This window comes from Amorphus sp. 3PC139-8, from assembly GCF_040750475.1.
GTDB lineage: Bacteria > Pseudomonadota > Alphaproteobacteria > Rhizobiales > Amorphaceae > Amorphus.
The window spans coordinates 508,077-530,676 of sequence record NZ_JABJVY010000001.1; the positions used below are offsets into that span (position 1 = coordinate 508,077).

Sequence of the window (22,600 nt, forward strand, 5' to 3'; positions counted from 1 at the left end):
GGTGGCGCGAAAAACGGAAGGTCAACTGCTCCGCGGCGGGGTTGGCTCCCTAAGCCGGACGCCGCGGCCGCCGGCCAGGCTTTGCGCGTTGTCGCCGATTAGCTCGATCCCCAGCGCATCCAGCGCCTCGACGACCTTGGTGAGACTTTCCACGACACCCCGCACGTTGCCCGGGCTCGCCTCCATCCGCTGGATGGTCGGCACCGAAACGCCGGCCTTTTCCGCCAGCGTTTTCTGGTCGATGCCGAGGAGGGCGCGCGCCGCGCGCATCTGGGCCGCCGTGATCACCTTAAAAGACCCGCGCAAAATATCTCTATGCAAGTTTTAACAGGCTATAGTGATGTTTCAAACATCATATTGGATGTGTGATCTGCGACCGATTTTCGCAGGGCGAGCCGGAGCCAGCCGCCGGAAGGTCGCCCGACGCCGGCCAAAGTCGGTGGTACGATTACGATTTGGCAGGAGACAGCCGCCCTGTTCCCGCTTCGCCGGGCCGGCCCTACACCGTCATGTTGGCGCGGATCTTGTCCTCGTCCATCTCGGCGCGGGTGCCGGACATGACGATCTCGCCACGCTCCATGACGGCGAAGGTGTCGGCGAGGTCGCGGGCGAACTCGAAATATTGCTCCACCAGCAAGATCGCCATGTCGCCGCGCTTGCGCAGATAGTCGATGGCGTTGCCGATCTGGATGATGATCGACGGCTGGATGCCTTCCGTCGGCTCGTCGAGGAGCAGCAGCTTCGGCCGACGCACCATGGCGCGGCCGATGGCGAGCTGCTGCTGCTGGCCGCCGGAGAGGTCGCCGCCGCGCCGGTTCATCATCTGGGAGAGGATCGGAAACAGCTCGAACACATCGTCGGGCACGCTGCGCTCCGACGCGGGCAGGCCGGCAAATCCGGTCTGCAGATTCTCGCCGACCGTCATCAACGGGAAAATCTCCCGGCCCTGGGGCACCATGGCGATGCCCTTGCGGGCGCGTTCATAGGGCGGGCTCGACCCGAGCGGCTTGCCGTCCCACTCGATGGCGCCGCCGGAAATCGGGTGCAGCCCCATGATGGCGCGCAAGAGCGAGGTCTTGCCGACGCCGTTGCGGCCCATCAGGCAGGTCACCTGCCCCGGCTGGCAGGCCAGGCTGACGGAGCGCAGCGCATGGGCGGCGCCGTAGTGAAGATCGACGTTGCGGACTTGAAGCATGATCAGCACGCCTCCCCGAGAGCCGAACAGATAGGGGCGGAGCGCCAGCTCCACCCTCCGCTCATTCCCGCGAAAGCGGGAATCCATAGGGAGTTCGCCATATCGCGCCCACATCCGCCGCGCGTGAGCACCATTCTGCTACCCGCACCAGAGAGAGCCATCGGCCCAGCAGCCACACCGAAAAGCCGTATGGATTCCCGCTTTCGCGGGAATGAGCGGAGATTGGGGAACCGGGTTGGTTTCAAAATCGGCATACCGTGCTAGCGCCCCAGATAGACGTCGATGACGCGCTGGTCGGCGGAAACGTGGTCGAGCGATCCTTCCGACAGCACCGAACCCTCGTGCAGCACGGTCACCTTCACATCCAGATCGCGGACGAACGCCATGTCGTGCTCGACCACGATAACGGTGTGGCTCTTGGCGATTTCGACCAGGAGCTTGGCCGTCTCCGCCGTTTCGGAATCCGTCATGCCGGCGACCGGCTCGTCGACCAGCAGAAGCCGGGGATCCTGAGCCAGCAGCATGCCGATTTCCAGCCACTGCTTCTGGCCATGGGAGAGGTTGGCGGCCGTCTCCTTCTGCAGATGGGTCAGCCGGATGGTGTCGAGCACCTCGTCGATGCGCGCGTTCTGCTCGCTGGAAAGCCAGGAGAACAGATAGTGGAAAGGCGAGCGGCTTTCCTTCAGCGCCAGTGCGACGTTGGTGCGCACCGTGTGGTTTTCGAACACGGTCGGCTTCTGGAACTTGCGCCCGATGCCCCGGCTGGCGATCGCCGCCTCGTCCATCGCGGTGAGGTCGAGCGACCCGTCGAACAGGATGGTGCCCTCGTCCGGCCGGGTCTTGCCGGTGATGCAGTCCATCATCGTGGTCTTGCCGGCGCCGTTCGGGCCGATGATCGCCCGCATCTCGCCTTCCTGCAGCACCAGGGAGAGATTGTTGAGCGCGCGGAAGCCGTCGAACGAAACGGTAACGCCGTTCAGGTACAGAAGCGAGGAGGTCATGCTCATTGGCCCGCTCCTCCTGATGCGGCGACCGCGTCGTCCGGGTCGATGCCGGCCTCCCGCTCCGCGGACGCGCGCGCAGGGCTTTCCTGGCGTTCGGCGATCAGCCGGCGCTGGCGGCGGCGATCGATCAGGCCGAAGAAGGGCCCCATGATCCCACGCGGCAGAAAGACCGTGACCACCACGAACAGCGCCCCAAGCACGAACAGCCAAAGCTCCGGAAAGGCGCCGGTGAAATAGGTCTTGCCGAAGTTGACCAGCACGGCACCCACCACCGAGCCGACCAGAGTGCCGCGGCCGCCGACCGCGACCCAGACCACCGCCTCGATGGAGTTCGCCGGCGCGAACTCGCTCGGATTGATGATGCCGACCTGGGGCACGTAGAGCGCCCCCGCGACGCCGGCCATCATCGCCGACAGGGTCCAGATGATCAGCTTGTAGTGCTCCACCCGGTAGCCGATGAAGCGCGCGCGGGCTTCCGCATCGCGGACGGCGACCAGCGCCTGGCCGAAGCGCGAGCGCACCAGCCAGATCGACAGCAAAAGCCCGAGCGACAGCGCCAGCGCGGTCGCGAAGAACAGCGCGGCGCGGGTCTCCTGGGCCTGGATGTTGAAGCCCAGGATGTCCTTGAAGTCGGTCAGGCCGTTGTTGCCGCCGAACCCCATCTCGTTGCGGAAGAAGGCGAGCATCAGCGCGAACGTCATCGCCTGGGTGATGATGGAGAGATAGACGCCCGTGACGCGCGAGCGGAAGGCGAACCAACCGAATACGAAGGCGAGCAGGCCCGGCACCAGCACGACCATGATCGCGGCAAACCACGCCATGTCGAAGCCATGCCAATACCAGGGCAAGGAATCCCAGTTCAGAAACACCATGAAATCGGGCAACAGCGGATTGCCGTAGACGCCCCGGTCGCCGATCTGGCGCATCAGATACATGCCCATGGCATAGCCGCCGAGCGCGAAGAAGGCGCCGTGGCCGAGCGTGAGAATGCCGCCGAAGCCCCAAACCAGGTCGATCGACAGCGCCAACAGGGCGAACGCCAGATATTTGCCCAGGAGGCTGATCGCATAGGTCGGCACGTGCCAGGCATCGCCGGGCGAGAGCGCCAGGTTGAGGTAGACGATCACGCCGGCGCCGACGAGCAGGATGACGATCGCCGAAAGCGCGAACCGCGTGAGCAGAGCGGGTGAGATGGTGGTCATCAGCCCTCCGCGGCCCGGCCCTTTTGCGGGAACAACCCGCGCGGCCGCTTCTGGATGAACAGGATGATCAGGACGAGCACCAGGATCTTGCCGAGCACGGCGCCGGCGAAGGGTTCCAGGAACTTGTTGAGGACGCCGAGCGACAGCGCCCCGACGAAGGTGCCCCAGAGGTTGCCGACGCCGCCGAACACCACGACCAGGAACGAGTCGATGATGTAGCTCTGGCCGAGATTCGGCGAGACATTGTCGATCTGGGACAACGCCACTCCGGCAATGCCCGCCACCCCGGAGCCGAGCCCGAAGGTGAGCGCATCGGTCCAGGGCGTGCGGATGCCCATGGCCGACGCCATCTTGCGGTTCTGGGTAACGGCGCGGATCTGCAGACCGAACGCCGTGCGCTGCAGCAGCAGCACCAGCAGCCCAAACACGATCAGCGAGAAGATCACGATGGAGAGCCGGGCATAGGTGATCGAGAGCCCGCCGAGCTGAAAGGCGCCGGACATCCAGTCCGGATTGCCGACCTCGCGGTTGGTGGCCCCAAAGATGACGCGCACCGTCTGCTGTAGGATGAGCGAGATGCCCCAGGTGGCCAGAAGCGTCTCCAGGGGGCGGCCATAGAGCCAGCGGATCACCACCCGCTCGATCACGATGCCGACCAGCCCCGCCACGCAGAAGGCGAGCGGCAGCGCGATCGCCAGCGAAGCCTCGAACAGGCCGGGGAAATGCGTGCGGATCACCTCCTGCACGACGAAGGTCGTGTAGGCGCCGAGCATCACCATTTCGCCGTGGGCCATGTTGATGACGCCCATCACGCCGAAGGTGATGGCAAGCCCGATCGCCGCCAAAAGCAGCACCGAGCCGAGCGAAAGGCCGAACCAAACGTTCTGGGCGAGCTCCCACATCTGAAGCTGGCGTTCGACCCCCCGCTTCAGGCGGTTGGCCTCGTCGGCGAGATTCGGATCGCCGGCGGCGCGGTTGAGAAGTTGCAGCGCCTGCCGGTCGCCCATGGCGGCGACGGTTTCAAGCGCGGCCTTCTTGTCCTCGACGCTGGCATCGGACTGCAGCAGCGAGGCCGCCAGCGCCTGCTGCATGACGGCGCGAACCGAGGAATCGTCCTCTTCCGCAAGCGCCGCCTGCAGCGGTTCGACATTGTCTTGCGACGCGCCGGCGAGCATTTCCAGCGCCGCATTGCGCCGAACCGTCGGATCCGGCGAACGCAGCGTCAGCCCGGCTACCAGTTCGTCGATCAGGTTGCGGATGTTGTTGTTGATGGAGATTCGGCTGGTGTCGCGCCGGCCGAGTTCGCCCAGTCGCTCTCCACTCAGCGGATCAACCGCGATCTCCGTGCCACCCTCCTTAACCACGCGCACCACGCGATCATCGGCCTTGCGGACTTCCAGGTCCCCGGACCGCAGTGCCTCCAGGAGGGGGGCTGCGGCCGGGTTGCCGGTGTCGGCGATCGCCCGGATGCCGGCTTCCGTCTTGGCGAAGTCGCGACCGTTGTCGAGGCCGCTCAGCAATGGCCGCAGCGCTTCCGGATCGGGGTCGGATTGGGCGCTTGCGGCGACCGGCACCAGAAGCAGGAGCACGAGGACGAAGCGCGCCAAGGCGGCGGGAAGGGATCGCGACCGGAACGTTGCGACCGGCGGGCGAGGCAGCATTGCGGGTCCACTCGGGTCCGTTGCGGGGAAAGAGCGGACGCCCGTCGGGCGTCCGCAAAGACCGGCGCGGGACGTTTGCCCCCGCGCCGTCCTTGGATCAGCTTGACGCTACTGCGCGCCCTGACCGCCGCACTGGCCGGTGTCGGTGTTGAAGTTGCCGCAGGACATCGGCGCCCGCCAATCGGAGATGAGCGGCTTGGAGTCCGGCAGATAGTCCGACCAGGCATCGCCCGGCACCAGGCCCGGCGTCTCCCAGACGATACCGAACTGGCCGTCGTCCTGGATTTCGCCGATCAGCACCGGCTTGGTGATGTGATGGTTCGGCATCATCGCCGAATAGCCGCCGGAGAGGTTCGGCACCGTCACGCCGATCATCGCGTCGATGACGGCATCGGGATCCGTCGTACCGGCCTTCTTCACCGCTTCGACCCACATGTTGAAGCCGATATAATGGGCCTCCATCGGGTCGTTGGAGACACGATTGTCGTCGCCGATGAACTCCAGCCAGCTCTCGATGAACGCGTCGTTCTCCGGGGTGTCGAGCGACATGAAATAGTTCCAGGCCGCCATGTGACCCACCAGCGGCGCGGTGTCGATACCGGCAAGTTCTTCCTCACCCACCGAGAACGCCACGACCGGGATGTCGGTCGCCTCGATGCCCTGGTTCGCCAGTTCCTTGTAGAACGGCACGTTGGCGTCGCCGTTGATGGTGGAGACCACCGCCGTCTTCTTGCCGGCGGAGCCAAAGGATTTGATCTCCGACACGATCGACTGCCAATCGGAATGGCCGAACGGCGTGTAGTTGATCATGATGTCTTCGTCCGCGACGCCGCTGTCCTTGAGGTATTGCTCAAGGATCTTGTTGGTCGTGCGCGGGTAGACATAGTCGGTGCCGGCGAGCACCCAGCGCTCCACGCCCTGGTCCTTCAGATAGTCGACGGCCGGGATCGCCTGCTGGTTTGGGGCAGCGCCCGTGTAGAAGATGTTGCGGGAGGACTCCTCGCCTTCGTACTGCACCGGATAGAACAGGATGCCGTCCAGCTCCTCAAACACCGGCAGCACGGACTTGCGCGAGACCGACGTCCAGCAGCCGAACACGGCGGCCACCTTGTCCTGGGAAATGAGCTGACGCGCCTTTTCGGCGAACAGCGGCCAGTCGGAAGCCGGATCCACCACGACGGGTTCGAGCTGCTTGCCGAGCAGGCCGCCCTTGGCATTCTGCTCCTCGATGAGCATCAGCATGGCGTCTTTGAGAGTCGTCTCGGAGATCGCCATCGTACCCGACAACGAATGCAGGATGCCGACTTTGATGGTTTCGTCGTCCTGCGCCTGTGCAACGCCTGCGGCCAGGCCGGTCAGACACAAGGCCGCTGCAATCGGTCGCGCCGCTTTGCGGATGGTGCCGATCATGATCCCTCCTGAAGTTGACACATCGTTTTTGAGTAGGCAGCCCGAAGGCAAAGACCTCGGGTTGCAACTCCGATGCCATTCCGGAGAGAGGGCCGAATCCGGCGCGATTCCTGGTGCGTTTTCAGCCAGGAACTCGGCCTGCCTATAAATTAGGCGCGCCTACGGAATTTCATGGGCAGGCGGACAAGGCGCGACGACGCCGGCCAGAGATCTGACCGGCGCCCCTTTGTTGCAATGTAACTTGCGTTCCTCTGTGCGTGTCCGGGTTCGGGTCAGTCCCGCCGCCGGTAGCTTCGGACATGGACCGGGGCCGGCTTGTAGTCGCCGTTGAGCCAGTTGCGAGCGCGCAGGCGGGGCGCCAGAACCCAGCCAATCACGGGCGTGACCGCGAAACTCACGGCGATGATCAACGGCAGTAAGACCGAAGCATGCACGGCCAGCGCCGGCACCGAGAGCACCGCGATGGCGCCGAACCCGAACACGACGGCATTCGCCATCATGGACACAAGAGCAGCAATTTGAACTCGGGTCTGCATCGGTTGGCCTCCATATCTCTTGAATTTGAAACGACCGGACGCGCCTGATCGTTCCCGCGCCGCCTCAAGCGCGGATCGCGCGATCCCGGCTCCTATGCGGTTTATGCAGCGCGCAATTTCGCGACGAAGGTCGCAACGCCCGAGCGAAGCTGTTCCGCCTGACGGCCAAGCTCGCCGGCAGCTCCCACCACGGCCTCGGCCGAATTGCTGGTGTCGCGCGCGCCGGCCAACACGTCGTTGATCGTCTTGGCGACCGACGAGGCGCTGCGGGCCGTCTCGCCGATGTTCGTGCTGATGTCGGCAGTCGCTGCGTTCTGCTGCTCCACAGCGGCCGAGATCGACGCCGACGCGCTGTTGACGGATTCCACGGACCGACCGACGCGCTCAATCGCGGCGACCGCGGTTTTCATCACGCTCTGGATACTCGCTATCTGTCCGGAGATTTCCTCCGTCGCTTTGGCGGTCTGGCTGGCGAGGCCCTTGACCTCGCTGGCGACGACGGCGAACCCTTTGCCCGCTTCGCCGGCCCGAGCCGCCTCGATCGTCGCATTGAGCGCCAACAGGTTCGTCTGGGCGGCGACACTGTCGATCAGACCGACGATCTCGCCGATCTTTTCCGCAGCCAGCGAAAGCTCCTGCATGGTTTCGCCGGTAGCGCGGGCATCCTCCGAAACCCCGGAGGAGGCGGTCGCGGTATGGTGAGCTCGCTCGGCAATCGAGTCGATCGCCAACGTCAGCTCGCCAGCCGCCTCGGAGACCGACCGCGCCGCCGCCGACACCTCCTCCGAGGCCGCCGCCATGGTGGAGGTACGCGACACCGTTTCATCGGCCGTGCGCGACATCCCGTTCGCCGTTGCCGTCAGTTCTTCGGCGGCCGCCGCGAGCGTCCCAACGATGCCCGCCACCTCGCGCTCGAAGTCCAACGCCAGTTTTTCGGCCGCAGCCGCCTTTTCCTGGGCGCGGGTTTCTTCGATCGTGCTGATGCAGAGGTCCATGTCGAGGAGGGCCGCCTTGATCAGCGCATCCACCTGGCGACCGAGCCGCTCCGCCTCGTTGCGGGTTCCGAACAGGCCGCCACGCCCCCGAGACGCGCCGATGACGGTCTGAACCATCGCGCTGACGAGCTTCGCGTAGCCCCCGAAATACCACTCCGGCTTAAGACCGAGCCGGGCGTGCGTAAGGCCGATCCGCCGGACCGAGTCCAAATAGTCGTCTTCGAACCGCGCGTCCGTGATTCGCGTCCAATGCTCAAGCTGCTTCTGCCGGGCATGACGGCGCATGGCCTCGTCGGCAAAGGTCGCGTTGGCTTCGGGCTGGCGCGCCAGATCGGCATAGAAGCGGTCGAGGATGTCCGGCAGCGCGGCCTCGATCAGCGGCTTCAATGCACGCAATTCCGCTCGGGCGGCTTCATCGAACTTGGTGAACGAAAAGCGCTGGGCAAGCGCTTGCGAGCGAATAGTCGTCATGGCGAAAAAGCACGTCCTTTGAATGGGGCCTGTTGAGAATCGTCAGGCCCTTGGCCCCGCACCCTGATCTCCGGCGGCGGCTCGGGTGACCGGCGAGACATCGCGCGCCGAAAAGGACGTCACCGGAATAGATCAGTGCGCTGACCCTCCTCCTGCAACCTTGCGCTTGGCTTGCGCCGGATAACGGCCGGATTGCACAGAATGCCGGGACGAATCCGATTAACCCTATGAGGTTTATGAAAAAAAGCCGACGATCGGCGTTCTGCTCATACGGGGTTTTTCCGAACCGCACGGCCTGAAAAGTCGCCCGTGCATGCTTTACATTTAAATATTCTAAATTAGATATCTTGAATGCTTCGGCGGCCATGCTGCCTCAAGATCCCACCGACCCCAATTCGAGGCCCCGTTCCCCAAATGCGCTTCCGCCAGATCAACGACGACTTCGCCGTTTGCGGCCAGATCAAGCCGGCCGACCTGTCAGAGGTGAAGCGTCTCGGCTTCCGCTCCGTGATCGTCAACCGGCCCGACGGCGAGGGGTGGCGCCAGCCTCGCTTTGCGGAGATGGAAGAGGCGGCACGGACGGAGGGGCTGTCGACCCGTTATATCCCGATCGGCGGCGGCGTGAGCGACGCTGAGCTCAAGGCTTTTGCCAAGGCCTACAAGGAGCTGCCGAAACCGGTTCTCGCCTATTGCCGGTCGGGCAATCGCTCCGCGACCCTCTGGGCGCTGGCAAACCAGCACGGCGTGGTTTCCTGATAATTTGATGCGCGCAAACCTGCGCATCTTTGCGCAGTCTTCCTTTTGCGCACGCTTGCGCAATTCGCGCAGCAAGATCTACGTCGTGGCCTGGGCGGCGGTCTGCCCTTGGGCCTGTTCCGTCCGTGCCCGCTCTGCGAAATAAAGATTTTCGGCCGCCTCGATAAAGCGCAGAATCCGCGCCTCGGCCGCGGCCGGATCGCGCGCCAGGAAGGCCTCCGTAATCTCGCTGAGGCCGGCAATGACGATGTCCTGGGTCTCCGGCATATAGAGCGTCCCGAGCCGCACGGTCTGAACCTGATCGGCAAAGCGCGAAATCGTCGCCGCCAGCCGCCAGTTCGGCTCGGCCTGCAGCCAAGTATGGCGATATTGCATGTTGGCGAGACCGAGCTCGTCGGCGTCACGGATCTCGTGGGCGCGTTTGGCCCGCTCGAAGGCAGCGCGCAGCTTCTCTTCCGCCTCCGCGCTCAGATGGCGCGCGGCATTGGCCGCCGCCCGCGGCTCTAACAGCTTGCGGATCTCGAAGATATCGGCAACGTCCTCCACCGAGAGGCGGGGCAGCATGAAGCCTCGGGTCGTCCCGACCAGATAACCCTCGCTCACCAGCTCCAACAGCGCCTCGCGCACCGGCATGCGCGACACGCCGAGACTGTTGGCGATGTCGAGATCGACCAGACGCTCGTCCGCGCCCACCTCGCCATGCTGGATCTTGCGCCGCAGCGTGTCGCGAATCTGGGTCCGCAGGCTGGTCTGCCGCGGCGGCAGCGGTTTGCGGGACGCTCGGTCGTCGGTGGACACCTTCTCTTCTCCTTCAACCCGCGCCGACGTGGGACCCATTCGGCGCGTTGGCGCGCTTGTCGGAAGGAAACCGGACCCAGGCCGCCCCTGTTTTCCGCGCCGCTCTCGTATACAGTATCCATTTAGAGCGTCGCTAGAGGAAACCGGTTTGCCGCCCGCAAACGCGACAAAGCAACAAATTTCAGCCGGTCTGCGGTGCAGGGAAAAGCGCAACGACTCAAGAGGCTGTGGGGGCTTGGGCCCGGAATTGTTGAGAATCGGCCCATGAGTGCTGCGCTGTTGCCGGTCCGGCATCGGCGAACGGCCAGGTCTTTTACGAGCGGCAATTTTTCGAGCAGAGATACGACGGAGCATCGCATGGGCTGGAGTTACGAGGTCGCATTGACCGGCGCGGCCGAGGCCGGGCCGCTGGCGGATTGGTTTGCCAGCGGGCCGAAAGATGCGCTGTCCACGCTTCCCAACCTCGCCTTTCTGGATGTCTATACGCCGGCGACCGGCACCGCTCAGGACCCTTACAATCACGACGGCGCGGGGCCGGTGATGCTGCTCATGCTCGGTTTTGAAAGCCGGGAAAGCCTGGCCGCGGCGCTGTCGAGCGATGCGATCGAAGCCGCCCTTACCCCGCTGCCGGAGGGGATCGTCGCCTCGGGCGCCGCATTCGAACGGCTGACCTACCCCATCGGATCGGGGTCCGAGCCCGCGCCGCTCTCCGCGCCCTTTTCCTATGTCGTACGCTACCAGCTCCCGGCCGAGGACGAGGCCGCCTTCATCGAAAACTACATCGCCACCCATCCGACGACCCAGGCGCACCTGCCGGGCATCCGCGCCATCCTCTGCTACCTGCCCCTGCGCGACCTTCCCAATCCGCCCGGCCTTTCCGATCCGACCTACCTGATCGGCAATGAAGTCGCCTTCGACGACATGGACGCCTTCAACCACGCCATGGCCTCACCGGTGCGCGAGGAGTTGCGGGAGCATTTCCGTACGTTCCCACCCTTTTCCGGCGTGAACACCCACCACCCGATGCAGCGCACACGGATCGCCGGAGAGGTCTAAAATGCTTCAGCTTCGAGCAGCGCCTGCCCGAAATTCCAGCAAAACTGCGGCCTTCGTGGCAGTTGCGCCAAAACAGTATACTGTTTAAGCTTCAAATAAATCGGCGGTCCGGAGGGAGCTTGGAAGCCCGGCCGCCGATCACCGCGTCGGGACCGAGCGGGTCGGCCGAAGGGCCGAAACGGCACAGACAAGGGCAGAGAACCGCCCGCTGCGCGTCGTCGCCCGACCACCTTCGATACCGCGAAGATCATAACCGGAGGGGTTCAGATGGTTTTCGAGATCCGACGCCGCACGTTCATGCAGATGCTGGGGTTGGGAGCCGCCAGCGCCGGCGTGTTCGGCAGAAGTCTCCCGGTGCTCGCCGCCGACGGCGACACGGTGACGATCGGTTGGCCGAGCGACGTCCCGAGCTGGGACCCCAACCTGCGCTTTTCGCCGGATTCCCAGCCGCTCTATAAGCAGATCTTCAGCCAACCACTGACTCAGGCGCCGGACCTGAAGCTGATCCCCAATCTCATCTCCAAATGGGAGATGTCCGAGGACGGCACGAGCCTCGCCTTCGAGATCCGGGACGACATCACGTTCCAGAACGGCGACAAGATGACCACCGAGGACTTCCGCTTTACCTTCGTGGAACGGAAATCGTCGGAGATGCCGCTCGACATCAAGAATTCCTGGCGCAACCTGACGGACATCGAGATCGAGTCGCCCACCAAGGCGACCATGAAGTTTTCCAAGCCGTCGACCACCGCGCCGCAATGGCTTGCCTTCCTGGGCAGCTATGTCGTGCCGAAGGGCTATCTCACGAAGGTCGGCGAAAAGGAATTCGCCCAGAAGCCGATTGGCAGCGGTCCCTACAAGCTGGTCGACTACCAACTCAACGCCCGCAGCGTGATGGAAGCCTATGACGGTTTCTGGGGCCCGAAGCCCGCGATCAAACGGGTGATCTTCGAGGTCATCAAGGACCCGTCGGCGCGCGGCGCGGCGGTCAAATCCGGCCAGGTCGACCTGACGATCAACGTGCCGGTGCGCGAGATCCAGCGCTACGAGAGCGACCCGAATCTGACCGGCGAAATCAACCCGATCACCCGCGTGATCCTGTTGCAGTGCCGGGCCGACCAGGGCTTCGCCGAGGACAAGGTGCGGCTTGCCGCCAACCACGCCATCGACAAGGAGGCGCTCTCCAAGGCCTTCTACGGCGGCAAGGCGGTGGCGCTCGCCCTGCCGGTGCCCCCCGGCACGCCCGGCTATGTCGAAGACTTCTCCTTCCCCTATGACCCGGAGAAAGCCAAGGCGCTCCTGGCGGAGGCGGGCTACGGCCCCGACAAGCCGGCCAAGATCACGTTCGGCACGACCAACGGCCATTTCCCGAGCGACTACGATGTCGCCCGCGCGATCCAGCAGATGTGGAAAAAGGTCGGCATCGACGCCGAACTTCAGACGATCGAATACACCAAATATTTCGAGCTCAACCGCTCCGGCACGCTGCCCGACGCGACTCTCTATTCCTGGGACAACGCAACCGGCGATCCGGAAATCTTCTCCGGCTACCTGCTCAATCCGAACATGCCGTTCTCGGCCTTCAAGAAGCCGGAACTCGGCGAGAAGATCGAACAGCTCTTCACCGAGACCAACTACGACAAGCGCATCCAGGGCTATAAGGACTTCGAAGTCTTCGCCGTGGAAACCGGCGCCACGATCCCCCTCCTGCAGACGGTGCAGACGCTCGTGCGCAAGAAGGACCTCGACTACACCAAATATGCCAACGGCTGGGTGCTGGCGAACACCATGAAGTGGGGCTGAGCGGCACGCTCACCCTCGTGATTGTTTATCTTGTAGCCTGAGTGGTCCCGGCGGCCGGTTTGATCCGATGATCGGACGGCGTCGCCGGGACGGCGGGAATTGCCGATGATCGCCACCATCCTTCCGCTGATTGGGCGGCGCCTGCTTCTGTCGGTGCTGATCCTGCTGATCGTTTCCATTCTCCTGTTCTGCGTTTTGCGGCTGTTGCCGGTGGATCCGGCCGCCATGTCGCTGCCGCCGACCGCGACGCTCGCGGAAATCGAGCAGAAGCGCCAGGAGATGGGGCTCAATCTGCCGCTGCCCCATCAATATGTGATCTGGCTCGGCGACGTGCTCCATGGCGACTTCGGGATTTCGATCCTGTTCCGCCGCAGCGTGCTCGGCCTGGTTCTGGAGACGCTGCCGGCGACGATCGAGCTCGCCGTGCTCTCCATGATCATCGCCACCGTGCTCGGCCTCGCCGGTGGGTTGTTCCTGTTTTATGTCCGCGACAGCTATGCGGAGGCCCCGGCCGATGTTGGCTCCATCATGCTTCTGTCGGTCCCGGAATTCCTCTGGGCCTTGTTCTTCATCTTCTTTTTCGGGGTGGAGCTGAACTGGCTGCCGTTCACCGGCCGGGTGGATTCCTCCATGGCGATGCCCGACGGCTCCGGCTTCCTGCTGGTCGATTCCCTCGTCGCCGGCCAGTTCGACGTGTTCGCGAGCGCGTTCGAGCACATGATCCTGCCGTCTCTCGCGCTCGGGATCGGCTTTGCGCCGCCGATCATGCGGGTGCTGCGCTCCAGCCTGATCGACACCTACCATGAGGACTATATCCATCTGGCGCGGCTGCGGGGCCTGTCGGAGCGGCGCATCCTGATCCGCCACGCGCTCAAGAACGCGATCCTGCCGACGCTCAGCCTGATGGGCGTGCAATTCGGTTTCCTATTCGGCGGCACGCTTCTGGTGGAAGTGATCTTCTCCTATCCCGGCCTCGGCAATCTGATGGTCGATGCCGTGCGCAACGCGGACCTGCCGATCATCCAGGCGGTCGGCCTCGCCTACTGCGTGATGGTGCTCCTCATCAACACCGTGGTCGACAGCCTCTACCTCATCCTCAATCCCAAGCTGAGGATCCGGCGATGATGCAGATCCTGCCGCCCTGGATGCGGTCCGCCCGTGTTCTGACCGGGCTGACGATCGTGACCGCGATCTTCCTATGCGCGGTGTTCGCGCCGGTTCTGTCGCCCTACGATCCCAACGAGCAGGATCTCCTGGCGATGTATCTGCCGCCAGTCTGGGTGCCCGGCGGCGATCCCGCCCATCTGCTCGGCACCGACGGGCTCGGCCGCGACGTGCTCTCCCAGCTTCTCTATGGCGCCCGTGTCGCCATGCTGGTCGCCATTGTCGCCTCGTTCGGCGCCATGGCGATCGGCGCCGTGCTCGCCTATCTCGCCGGCTATTTCGGCGGCAAGGTCGACACCGTGATCGGCCGCGCGGTGGACGTCTGGATGTCGTTTCCGCCGGTGATCCTATCGCTGATCTTGATGGTGGGGCTGGGCGTCGGGCTTTCCAACGTGATCCTGGCGATCGTCCTGGTCGACTGGACCCGCTTTTGCCGCGTCTTGCGCGCGGAGGTGATGGTGACAGCCCGGCGCGACTATGTCGCCGCCGCCCGGCTGGTCGGCTTCTCGCACTGGCGCACCATCACTCGCGAGATCGTGCCGGCGAGCCTGCCGCTTCTGATCACCCTCGTCAGTCTGGAAATGGGGATCGCCGTCATCGTGGAAGCGATCCTGTCCTTCGTCGGCATGTCGGTGAGCGCCGAGACGCCGGCCTGGGGCCAGATGATCGCTGACGCGCGACAATATATCTACGACGCGCCCTGGAACCTGTTCCTTCCTTTCCTGGCCATCTTCCTCGCGGTGTTCGGCTTCAACATGCTGGGCGACGGCCTGAGGCGCACCCTGGACGTGCGCGTCTCGGCAACGCAGCGGGTTTGATGGCCATGGACATGCTGATCGCCAAGAATATCGGCGTCGAGGCGGATCTGCCGGGCGGCGTGGTGCCGGTTATCCGGGAACTCGATTTCTCGCTGCCCGCCGGCCGCATTCTCGGGCTCGTGGGCGAATCCGGCGCCGGCAAGTCGATGATCGGCCGCACGATCGCCAAGCTCTTGCCCTCGCGCTTCCGGATCGCAAGCGGCGAGCTGATGTTCGACGGGCAGGACCTGGTGCGGATGCCGGACCCGACACTCCGGGCGATGCTCGGGCGTGAAATCGCTTTCGTGCCCCAGGAGCCGCTTTCCGGCCTGAACCCAGTTCTGACCATCGGCCAGCAATTCGACGAGCACCTGAAGCGGATCGCCGGCGGATCGCGCCGAGCCCGTCGCGACCGCGCGACAGCCATGCTGGACGAGGTGCACCTGTCGCGCCCGGCCGAGCTTCTGGACAAATATCCCCACCAGCTCTCCGGCGGCATGTGCCAGCGAGTGCTGATCGCCATGGCGTTCGCCAGCCGGCCGAAGCTGCTCGTCGCCGACGAGCCGACCACCGCCCTGGACGTGACGATCCAGGCCCGCGTCGTCCGGCTGATTGCCGAGATGAAGGAACGCGACGGCACCGCCGTCATCTTCATCACCCACGATCTGCAGCTTGCCGCCCAGATCTGCGACGACATCATGGTGCTCTATGCCGGCCGGCCGGTGGAATACGGCCCCGCGCGATCGGTGTTCGCCACCCCCGGCCACCCCTATACCCGCTGCCTGCAGCTCTCCAATCCGGCCATGAGCGGGCCGCGCCGCGGGCTCTACACGCTACCGGAGCGCATGCCGGGGCTGAGCGTTCTGAAGGATCTCGCCGGCTGCTCCTTCGCGCCGCGCTGCCCGGTGGCGGAGGACGACTGCCGCACCGGGCTTCCCGCGTTCCGAACGGTCGGCGACGATCAGCAGGTCGCCTGCCTCCAAAGCGCCAAGACCGCCGCCATCGCGGCCCCGCCTTTCACGGCATCGGAAAAACCCGACCTCGGCACCCCCGTCCTTCAGGTTAAGGCGCTGACGAAGACCTTCACCGTGGATCAGGGCTTTTTCCGCAAGAGCCGGGTCGAAGCGGTCAAAGCCATCAGCTTCGACCTGCACGAGAACGAGTTCGTGGGCATCGTGGGCGAGAGCGGCAGCGGCAAGAGCACGGTGGCGCGCATGCTGAGCGGGCTGGAACCACCGACCTCCGGGAGCCTGGCCATCTCTGGGCGCGACGTGACGGCGGCCTCGCCGGCCGATCGCAACCATCAGCGCCATCATGTCCAGATGGTGTTCCAGGACCCGCAATCGGCGCTCAACCCCCGCCGGCGCGTGGGCAGTATCGTCACTCAGGCGATGGAAGCGGCCGGCGACCGGGACTGGCAGACCAGGCTGTCGCGCGCCGAAGCGCTCTTGTCGGAGATCGGGCTGCCGCCGGAGGCCGCCATGCGCTTCCCGACCCAGCTCTCCGGCGGCCAAAAACAGCGGGTCAACATCGCCCGAGCGCTGTGCGTGGCGCCGACCATCCTGGTCGCCGACGAGATCGTCTCCGGCCTCGACGTCTCCGTGCAGGCGCAACTTCTGAACCTGCTGCTGGAGCTGCGCCGCAAACGCGGCTTCTCCATGCTTCTGATTTCGCACGACCTGTCGGTGGTGCGCTATCTCTGCGACCGAGTGCTGGTGATGTACCAAGGCGAGGTGGTGGAAAGCGGCATCACGTCCCAGGTGTTCGACGCGCCGCAGCATCCCTACACCCGCACGCTTCTGGCCGCGGTGCCGCCCGACGATCCGACCGCGACCTGGCACCCGGACCTCGACAGCGCGGCGGGCCCCGCCGCACCGCAACTGGTGGCCGCCGATGGCTGAGATCACCGCAATTCGCTTCCACGCATACGGCCCGGTCGACGTCCTGTCGGCAGACCGGATCGAGGCGCCGACCCCCGCGCCCGGCGAGGTCGCCATCGACATGAAGGCGGCGAGCGTCAACCCGATCGACTGGAAGCTCCGCAAGGGCCTTCTAAAAGACGTTTTCCCCGCGCGCTTCCCAGTCGCCGTCGGGCGCGACGGGTCGGGCGTCATTGCGGACGTCGGCGAGGGCGTGGATCCCGGCCGGATCGGACAACGCGTGGCCTTCATGGTGGGCCATGATCGCGGCACGTTTGCCGAGCGCATCACCTTGCGGGCCGATCTCGCCGTTGCGATACTGGAGACCCTGTCTTTCGCTGAGGCCGCCGCGCTGCCGCTCGCCGGCCTCAGTGCCTGGTCCGCGCTTGCCGCAGCGCCCCCGATCGAACCGGGCATGCGGGTGCTGATCCACGCCGGGGCTGGCGGGATCGGGACACTCGCGATCCAGCTCGCTTGCCTGCGCGGCGCCAGCGTTGCCGCGACGTGTTCCGCGCGCAACGCCGATTTCGTGCGCAACCTGGGGGCCTCGGAGGTGATCGCCCACGACGAAGACCGTTTCGAGGACCGGCTTACCGATCTCGACCTGGTCTTCGACACGGTGGGGGGCGAGGTCCACGCGCGCAGCTACGGCGTCCTCAAAAAGGGTGGCGCGCTGGTCGCGCTCAACGCCGCACCGTTCGTCGAGCAGAGCGCCGACTACGGCGTCACCCTGATCCGGCCGACGATCGCCCCCGACCCGGCCGCGCTGACGGAGATCCTTGCGCTCGCCGGCTGCGGCAAGCTCAAGCCGATCATCGACCGCATCTACCCTTTCGCAGAATTCCGAGTCGCACAGGGCCAATCGGAAACCGGGCCGGTGCGGGGCAAGATCGTGGTCGAGATCGGCACGTGATGCACTCAGGTCTCGCGCAGCCCCGCCTCGCGCAGGAGCGGCAGCACCTGCGCGTTGAAGTAGGGCAGCTCGTTCTTATAGTTCACAAACGACATCGCCATCCCGGCGAAGCCGACCTCGTGCATCTTCTCGATTTCCGACGCGATGTGCTCGGGCGTGCCGACCAGCGGATAGCCGCCGGCACCGCCGGCGAAGCGCTTGCGATGCAGCCGGTAGGCTTCCGGATCATGGGAGCCGGAGAATTTCTGCTTCTGCGCCATGTAGTGATCGACGCTTTCGGTGTCGGCCATGGTGACGGCGTAGTGTTCGAAATAGTCCTCCGCCTCCGCCTGGGTCGGCCGGCAGACCACCGGACAGGTGGTGAAGACGCCAACCTCGCGACCGGTGGCCGCACTGCGCGTCTTCATGTCGGCGATGTTCGTCGCCGCATCCTCGAACTCCATGAAGGTGGTGAACAGGAAGTCCGCGGCCTTGGCGGCGAACTCCCGTCCGGGCGGAGAGAACGCGGCGTTCAGCGTGATCGGTCGCGGGCTCTGGATCGGCTGCGGCTTACCCGACACCCCCTCCAGCTTGTAGAACTGGCCGTCATAATCGAACGGCTCATCGGCGGTGTAGATCTTCTGGATGATCTCGAACCATTCGAGCCCCTGGTCGTAGCGGTTCTCGATCATCGGCAGGCCGAACATGCCGAACTCTTCCGGGTTCCAGCCGCATACGATGTTGAAGCCGGCCCGGCCGCCGGAGGCGTGGTCAATGGTGGTGAGCGCCTTGGCGGCGAACACCGGATGCACCATCGGCACATGCACGGTGGCAAACAGCGCGATGTTCTTGGTGAAACCCGCGAGGCCGGCGGCGAAGGTGAAGGTTTCGAAGCTCCATTCACGGCTGTTGAGCTCGCCGCCGAAGCCCTTCCAACGGGCAATCGGCAGCACGAACTCAAGGCCGGCGCGGTCGGCCATCTGCGCGGCTTCGACGATCTCGGTCCATTTGGCCGGCCAGCGCTCCGGCACCTTGGTGAGGGCAAGCCCGCCATCGGCGTTCATCGAAAACACGCCGATCTTGAACTTGTTCGGACCGTGCATGGGATTTGTTGCTGTCATTTTCTTGCCTCTGGATGGAAGACGGGGTCAGTCTGGCCGACCCTCGCCATCGCGGTAGTAGCGTTCGGCGCCGTCGATGAAGCCGTGCGCGGCACGCGCCGCAGCCGCTTCGTCGTTGGCGCCGAAGGCATCGAGATGCAGCGCGAGAAGGTGCAACACCTCTTCGCGGGCGGTCGCATGGACGAGGGTGGTGCGCCGGACGAAGCCCGCCTGATCGTCGAATTTCAGGATCGCCTCGGCGAGCCGCCGGTTCGGCACGCGCTCCACCCAGGCGGCGCGAAAATCGTAGTTCGCCGCGAGAAATCCGGAAAAATCATCCGCCCGGTGCGCCGTCTCGACCCGGTCGCGAACCTGCGAAAGCCGCTCCAGGAGACTCGCATCGGCGAGACGGGCCACATGGCGCGCCGCCGTCGGCTCCAGCAGGCGGCGCATCTCGAAGATCTCAGCCATGTCGGCGGCCGTGGGCGCCACGACCTGATAGCCGATGCCGCCACTGTCGAGGAAGCCGTCCGCCACCAGCCGGGCGAGCGCCTCGCGCACCGGCGAGCGCGACACCGACAAAGCGCTGGCGAGCGCCGACTCCACCAGCCGCTCCCCCGGCGCATGAACGCCGGAACGGAGCTGAAAGCGAAGCTGCAGATAGATCTGGTCGGCCAGCGCCGGCGCACGTTGCAGCTCATCGAGGGCAAGTGGCGTCATTCGATGGGACCCGACATTGCACCGCCGACCGTCGACAGTATACTGTTTGGCGATCTTATCGACCGACGCACCGTCGTCAAGCGGTCGCCGCAGACCGACGACAGCCACCGAAAAGACAGAGGTGCCAGGTGAGCACGACCGATTCCGAACAGCCCTCCTCCCCGATCGATGTGAAGACGTTCTGGAGCGCGATCGCGGCCAAGCCGTCGGCTGTGGCCGTGGTGACGGCTGCGGACGCGAACGGGCCGGCCGGCTTCATGGCCCTGTCCGTCGCCCATCTCTCCGCCGATCCGCCGATCGTCACCGTCAGCATCGACGGCCGCACCTCGGCGCTCGCCACCGTTCGCTCGGCGGGCCATTTCGCCGTCAACTATCTGGTGCGCACCGACGAGGCCCTCGCCAACGACTTTTCCGGCCGAACCGAGCGCCAAGGCGCCGACCGCTTCGAGCCCACCCGCTGGACCACGCTTGCGACCGGTGCCCCGATTCTCGCTGACTCCATTTGCGCGTTCGATTGCCGGCTGGAGGAGATGATCGAGCGCAACGGCAGCGTTCTCGCGCTGGGGCGCCTGGTCGATGTTAGGACCGGTGAAGGCGATCCCTTGCTGTTCTTTCGAAACGGCTACCGATGAGCATCGATCGTCAGCTCGGCCCGTGCGCCACCGGCGGAGACGCAGCGTGAGCGCCAGCAGGCAATCAAGACAGCAGGCTCGGCGCCTTGGCTACGAGGGGGTGGCCGTCGCCGTCCCGGTCACGATCCCCTATGCGCGCTATTCGATCGAGACCGCCCATTGGTGGCTCGGCCGTGCGCTCCATGAGCTGCTGACCCGGACCGGACTGGAGCGTACCGACATCGACGGCTTCTCGGTGGCGAGTTTCACGCTTCATCCCGACAGCGCGATTGGCCTGACCCAGCATTTCGGGCTCTCCCCACGCTGGCTCGATCATGTGGCGCTGGGCGGAGCCTCCGCTGTCGTGGCGCTCAGGCGGGCCGCCCGCGCCGTCCAGGCCGGCGATGCCGAGGTGGTCGCCTGCCTTGCCGGCGACACCAACCACGTGGACTCTCACCGCCAGACGCTGGAGCGCTTTTCCCGCTTCGCCCAGGATGCCGTCTACCCCTATGGCGCGGGCGGCGCGAATGCGAGCTTTGCCCTCATTACCAAGAACTACATGAACCGGTACGGGGCGACCCGGGAGGACTTCGGGAAGCTCTGCGTCGACCAGCGCACCAACGCGCTCGCCGTTCCCCATGCGCTGATGAAAAAGCCACTCACCCTCGACGCCTACATGGCGGCACGGCCGATCTCCGATCCGGTCCACCTCTTCGATTGCGTGATGCCGTGCGCGGGCGCGGAGGCGTTTCTGGTCATGCGGGAAGAGACGGCGGCGACCCTTGGGGTTCCGTTCGCCCGGCTGCTTTCGACCATCGAGCGCCACAACGGCTTTCCCGACGACCCGATCCAGATCCGCGGCGGCTGGGCGGCCGACATTGACGACTTCTGGGCGATGGCGGACGTCAAACCCGATGCGGTCGACTTCATGGAAACCTACGACGACTATCCCGTGATCTCGATGATGCAGTTCGAGGATCTCGGCTTCTGTGCCAAGGGAGAGGGACCGGAGTTCGTGCGCAGCCATTCCTTTACCACCGGCGGCAGCTTTCCGCACAACACCTCCGGCGGTCAGCTTTCCGTGGGCCAGGCAGGCGCGGCCGGCGGCCATCTCGGTATGGTGGAAGCAATCCGACAGCTTACGGACAACCATCTCGGCAATCCGGTGGCCGGCGCCGAGATCGGGCTCGTGTCCGGCTTCGGCATGATCAACTACGATCGCGGCCTTGCCTCCGGTGCCGCGCTACTGGCGAGGGCGGCATGAGCGAAGCGATGCCCCGCCCTGGACGCAAAAACCCACTGGCGCGGACCCGGACGCCGACGGCGCCCCAGGGAACCCGCAGCCGCACCGCCGATCATCTGCTTGCCGCCGCGGCCGAGGGTCGTTTCGCGCTACAGGTGTGCGACGCCTGTGGCCAGGTCGCCTATCCGCCGCGCGATGCCTGTCCCGCTTGCCTGTCCGGCGGCTTCACCGTGCGCGACGTCGATCCCGCCGGAACGCTCCTGGCGGAAACCACGATCCGCTTGCCGTCCGACGTGCATTTCCGCGAACGCGCGCCCTGGCGCACAGGCATCGTCGAGCTCGATGCCGGGCCCATCGTCGTTGCCCATCTCCATGGCGACCTCGCCGAAGGCGGGCAGACCCGGCTTGCCCTCATGATCGATCGCAGCGGCGCGCCGGTGATGGCCGCGCTGCCGGCCAAGGAGACGCCGAACATGGCGGACGATCCGATGCTGCGCGAGCTCACCTGTGACCCGAAATATCGTCGCGCGCTGGTGACCGACGGTCGGCATCCGATCGGCCAGGCGGTCGCCAAGGCGCTCGCGGCAGCCGGCGCCGACATCGTGTTCGTGGGCATTCCCTCCCCCTGGAAGCCGTTTCCGGGCGAGGAGGCGCTACGCACCATCGCCGGCGTCGAGATCGTCCCCCTCGACGTGACCGATTCCGAATCGGTGGAAGAATGGGCCAAGCAGGACGGCCAGCGGGTCGATATCCTGGTCAACACCGCCGAGCACATCCGCCCCGGCGGCATGGTGGACCGCCATGGCGTGACGGTCGCCCGGGAAGAGCTGGAGGTCCGCTATCTCGGGCTGATGCGGCTCGCCCAGGCGTTCGGCCCAGTGATGCGCGCCCGCGGCGCCGACGGCGCGCGCTCGGCCACCGCCTTCGTCTCCATCCTATCGGTCTATGCGCTGACCAATTGGCCGGCCTACGGGGCCACTTCCGCCGTGGACGCCGCCTGTCTCTCCGCCACCCAGAGCCTGCGCGCCGAGCTTGCGCCCGGCGGCATCCGCGTCATGAACGTCTTTACCGGCCCGACCGATACCGAATGGTACCAGACCGTACCACCGCCGAAGGTGAGCCCGGCCGCGCTGGCGCGCGCGCTCGTAGACGGGCTGAAGCGCGGCCTGGAAGACGTCTATGTCGGCGATGTCGCCGCGGACATCCGCGACCGTTTCCGCGACGACCCCAAAGCGCTCGAACGCGAGCTTGGACGGTGAGGACCCTT

21 protein-coding genes are annotated in these 22,600 nt (G+C 65.4%); 10 read left to right on the forward strand and 11 right to left on the reverse strand.

All coding sequences use genetic code 11. The annotated features are described in order from the left end of the window. Positions 1-21: 21 nt before the first annotated feature. The 8 genes from HNS03_RS02295 to HNS03_RS02330 form a co-directional block, all read right to left on the reverse strand. Positions 22-288, reverse strand: coding sequence for a helix-turn-helix domain-containing protein (locus HNS03_RS02295; protein ID WP_367192816.1), 267 nt, complete (start codon positions 286-288; stop codon positions 22-24). A 211-nt stretch (positions 289-499) separates the two neighbouring features. Next, complete coding sequence (gene urtE, locus HNS03_RS02300) at positions 500-1,195, reverse strand: urea ABC transporter ATP-binding subunit UrtE (protein ID WP_367192818.1); 696 nt, start codon at positions 1,193-1,195, stop codon at positions 500-502. A gap of 260 nt (positions 1,196-1,455) precedes the next feature. Next, positions 1,456-2,202 carry an urea ABC transporter ATP-binding protein UrtD gene (gene urtD, locus HNS03_RS02305; protein ID WP_367192759.1) on the reverse strand — a complete coding sequence of 249 codons (747 nt, stop codon included), beginning with the start codon at positions 2,200-2,202 and terminating at the stop codon, positions 1,456-1,458. Next, the gene (gene urtC, locus HNS03_RS02310) at positions 2,199-3,401 is read right to left on the reverse strand and encodes an urea ABC transporter permease subunit UrtC (protein WP_367192761.1); all 1,203 of its coding nucleotides are present in this window, start codon (positions 3,399-3,401) and stop codon (positions 2,199-2,201) included. Before urtC ends, urtD begins: the two co-directional genes overlap by 4 nt. After that, complete coding sequence (gene urtB / locus HNS03_RS02315; RefSeq protein WP_367192762.1) at positions 3,401-5,062, reverse strand: urea ABC transporter permease subunit UrtB; 1,662 nt, start codon at positions 5,060-5,062, stop codon at positions 3,401-3,403. Before urtB ends, urtC begins: the two co-directional genes overlap by 1 nt. A 108-nt stretch (positions 5,063-5,170) precedes the next feature. Next, the gene (gene urtA, locus HNS03_RS02320) at positions 5,171-6,472 is read right to left on the reverse strand and encodes an urea ABC transporter substrate-binding protein (RefSeq protein ID WP_367192763.1); all 1,302 of its coding nucleotides are present in this window, start codon (positions 6,470-6,472) and stop codon (positions 5,171-5,173) included. A gap of 272 nt (positions 6,473-6,744) precedes the next feature. Beyond that, positions 6,745-7,008 carry a hypothetical protein gene (locus HNS03_RS02325; RefSeq protein ID WP_367192764.1) on the reverse strand — a complete coding sequence of 88 codons (264 nt, stop codon included), beginning with the start codon at positions 7,006-7,008 and terminating at the stop codon, positions 6,745-6,747. 101 nt (positions 7,009-7,109) lie between these two features. Further along, complete coding sequence (locus HNS03_RS02330; protein WP_367192765.1) at positions 7,110-8,474, reverse strand: protoglobin domain-containing protein; 1,365 nt, start codon at positions 8,472-8,474, stop codon at positions 7,110-7,112. A 414-nt stretch (positions 8,475-8,888) separates the two neighbouring features. On the opposite strand from HNS03_RS02330, the gene HNS03_RS02335 reads away from it, so the two are divergent. Beyond that, complete coding sequence (locus HNS03_RS02335; protein WP_367192766.1) at positions 8,889-9,230, forward strand: TIGR01244 family sulfur transferase; 342 nt, start codon at positions 8,889-8,891, stop codon at positions 9,228-9,230. Positions 9,231-9,308: 78 nt separating this feature from the next. Here HNS03_RS02335 and HNS03_RS02340 read toward each other — a convergent pair whose 3' ends face one another. Then, entirely contained in the window at positions 9,309-10,028 is a 720-nt protein-coding gene (locus HNS03_RS02340) for a GntR family transcriptional regulator (RefSeq protein WP_367192767.1), read from the reverse strand. A 357-nt stretch (positions 10,029-10,385) separates the two neighbouring features. On the opposite strand from HNS03_RS02340, the gene HNS03_RS02345 reads away from it, so the two are divergent. From HNS03_RS02345 to HNS03_RS02370, 6 genes are all read left to right on the forward strand, one after another. Then, entirely contained in the window at positions 10,386-11,084 is a 699-nt protein-coding gene (locus HNS03_RS02345) for a hypothetical protein (protein ID WP_367192768.1), read from the forward strand. Positions 11,085-11,351: 267 nt separating this feature from the next. Next, positions 11,352-12,887, forward strand: a complete 1,536-nt coding sequence (locus tag HNS03_RS02350; RefSeq protein ID WP_367192769.1) for an ABC transporter substrate-binding protein — start codon at positions 11,352-11,354, stop codon at positions 12,885-12,887. Between the two features lie 105 nt (positions 12,888-12,992). Then, complete coding sequence (locus HNS03_RS02355) at positions 12,993-14,012, forward strand: ABC transporter permease (protein WP_367192771.1); 1,020 nt, start codon at positions 12,993-12,995, stop codon at positions 14,010-14,012. Further along, a complete protein-coding gene (locus HNS03_RS02360) occupies positions 14,009-14,869 on the forward strand; it encodes an ABC transporter permease (protein WP_367192772.1) in 861 nt (286 codons plus the stop codon). Before HNS03_RS02355 ends, HNS03_RS02360 begins: the two co-directional genes overlap by 4 nt. Next, positions 14,869-16,749, forward strand: a complete 1,881-nt coding sequence (locus HNS03_RS02365) for a dipeptide ABC transporter ATP-binding protein (RefSeq protein WP_367192774.1) — start codon at positions 14,869-14,871, stop codon at positions 16,747-16,749. The genes HNS03_RS02360 and HNS03_RS02365 overlap by 1 nt, the downstream gene beginning before the upstream one ends. Beyond that, a complete protein-coding gene (locus HNS03_RS02370) occupies positions 16,742-17,680 on the forward strand; it encodes an NADP-dependent oxidoreductase (RefSeq protein WP_367192775.1) in 939 nt (312 codons plus the stop codon). The genes HNS03_RS02365 and HNS03_RS02370 overlap by 8 nt, the downstream gene beginning before the upstream one ends. A 5-nt stretch (positions 17,681-17,685) precedes the next feature. Here the strand turns inward: HNS03_RS02370 and HNS03_RS02375 are convergent, their stop codons facing one another. Next, positions 17,686-18,780, reverse strand: a complete 1,095-nt coding sequence (locus HNS03_RS02375) for an LLM class flavin-dependent oxidoreductase (RefSeq protein WP_367192776.1) — start codon at positions 18,778-18,780, stop codon at positions 17,686-17,688. 27 nt (positions 18,781-18,807) lie between these two features. Then, complete coding sequence (locus HNS03_RS02380; protein ID WP_367192778.1) at positions 18,808-19,479, reverse strand: GntR family transcriptional regulator; 672 nt, start codon at positions 19,477-19,479, stop codon at positions 18,808-18,810. A 128-nt stretch (positions 19,480-19,607) separates the two neighbouring features. On the opposite strand from HNS03_RS02380, the gene HNS03_RS02385 reads away from it, so the two are divergent. Genes HNS03_RS02385 through HNS03_RS02395 form a run of 3 tightly spaced genes read left to right on the forward strand, consistent with a single transcriptional unit; the run spans position 19,608 to position 22,592 of the window. Further along, positions 19,608-20,111: a flavin reductase family protein gene (locus tag HNS03_RS02385; RefSeq protein ID WP_367192779.1), complete on the forward strand. Its 504-nt coding sequence runs from the start codon at positions 19,608-19,610 to the stop codon at positions 20,109-20,111. A gap of 46 nt (positions 20,112-20,157) precedes the next feature. Continuing rightward, a complete protein-coding gene (locus tag HNS03_RS02390; RefSeq protein WP_367192781.1) occupies positions 20,158-21,354 on the forward strand; it encodes a thiolase family protein in 1,197 nt (398 codons plus the stop codon). Then, a complete protein-coding gene (locus HNS03_RS02395; RefSeq protein ID WP_367192783.1) occupies positions 21,351-22,592 on the forward strand; it encodes an SDR family oxidoreductase in 1,242 nt (413 codons plus the stop codon). The genes HNS03_RS02390 and HNS03_RS02395 overlap by 4 nt, the downstream gene beginning before the upstream one ends. Positions 22,593-22,600 lie beyond the last annotated feature (8 nt).